Below are 1107 nucleotides of genomic sequence, written 5' to 3'. Positions count from 1 at the left end.
GGCCTTCAGCTCGGCGGAGCAGGGCGCCAGCGCCTTCACTTCTGCCCTGGAGACGCTTAATTGAAACTGGCTTTGGTCGGTGACATCGGAGGCACCAACGCGCGGTTCGCGTTGTGGAAAAACCAGCAACTGGAATCGGTTCAAGTGCTGGCCACGGCCGACCATGCCAGACCGGAGGAGGCCATCAGCCTCTATCTGAGCGGCCTCGGTCTGGCGCCGGGTTCGATCGGTTCGGTGTGCCTGTCGGTGGCCGGTCCGGTCAGTGGCGATGAATTCAAGTTCACCAACAACCACTGGCGCCTGAGCCGTACGGCGTTCTGCCAGACCTTGCAGGTCGAGCAGTTGTTGCTGGTCAATGACTTCTCGGCGATGGCGCTGGGCATGACCCGCTTGCAGCCGGGCGAATTCCGCGTGGTTTGCGAAGGCACGCCGGAGCCGTTGCGTCCGGCGGTGGTGATCGGTCCGGGCACTGGCCTTGGCGTCGGCACGTTGCTGGATCTCGGTGAAGGTCGTTTCGCAGCGTTGCCGGGGGAGGGCGGTCACGTCGATCTGCCGTTGAGCAGCCCGCGTGAAACTCAACTCTGGCAGCACATCCACAACGAAATCGGCCATGTCAGCGCGGAAACCGCGTTGAGCGGTGGCGGCTTGCCGCGGGTGTACCGGGCGATCTGCGCGGTGGATGGCCACGAGCCCGTACTCGACACGCCGGAAGCGATTACGGCAGCTGGCCTTGCGGGTGATCCGATTGCGCTGGAAGTGCTGGAGCAGTTCTGCTGCTGGCTCGGACGCGTCGCGGGTAACAACGTGTTGACCACGGGTGCACGTGGCGGGGTGTATATCGTTGGCGGTGTGATTCCACGCTTTGCCGATTTCTTCCTCGAAAGCGGTTTCGCCCGCAGCTTTGCTGACAAGGGGTGCATGAGTGATTACTTCAAAGGCATTCCGGTGTGGCTGGTGACAGCGCCGTATTCGGGGCTGGTCGGTGCGGGTGTGGCCCTCGAACAGGCTTGATACCTAGTCGCTTTCATCGCTGGCAAGCCAGCTCCCACAGGATTCAAGACATTCTCAGGATGTGTACAAGACCTTGTGGGAGCTGGCTTGCCAGCG

At 62.3% G+C, this 1107-nt stretch carries 1 protein-coding gene; it reads left to right on the top strand.

The window, feature by feature from the left end; translation table 11 throughout:
- Positions 1-60: 60 nt before the first annotated feature.
- Positions 61-1011 carry a glucokinase gene (locus tag DBR24_RS00230; RefSeq protein ID WP_128613536.1) on the top strand — a complete coding sequence of 317 codons (951 nt, stop codon included), beginning with the start codon at positions 61-63 and terminating at the stop codon, positions 1009-1011.
- The last annotated feature ends 96 nt before the right edge of the window (positions 1012-1107 follow it).

Origin of the sequence: Pseudomonas sp. HMWF006 (assembly GCF_003061205.1) — a bacterium.
Lineage (GTDB): Bacteria > Pseudomonadota > Gammaproteobacteria > Pseudomonadales > Pseudomonadaceae > Aquipseudomonas > Aquipseudomonas monsensis.
The sequence above is the reverse complement of the archived record's forward strand: the minus strand, read 5'-3'. Positions and strand labels throughout refer to the sequence as shown.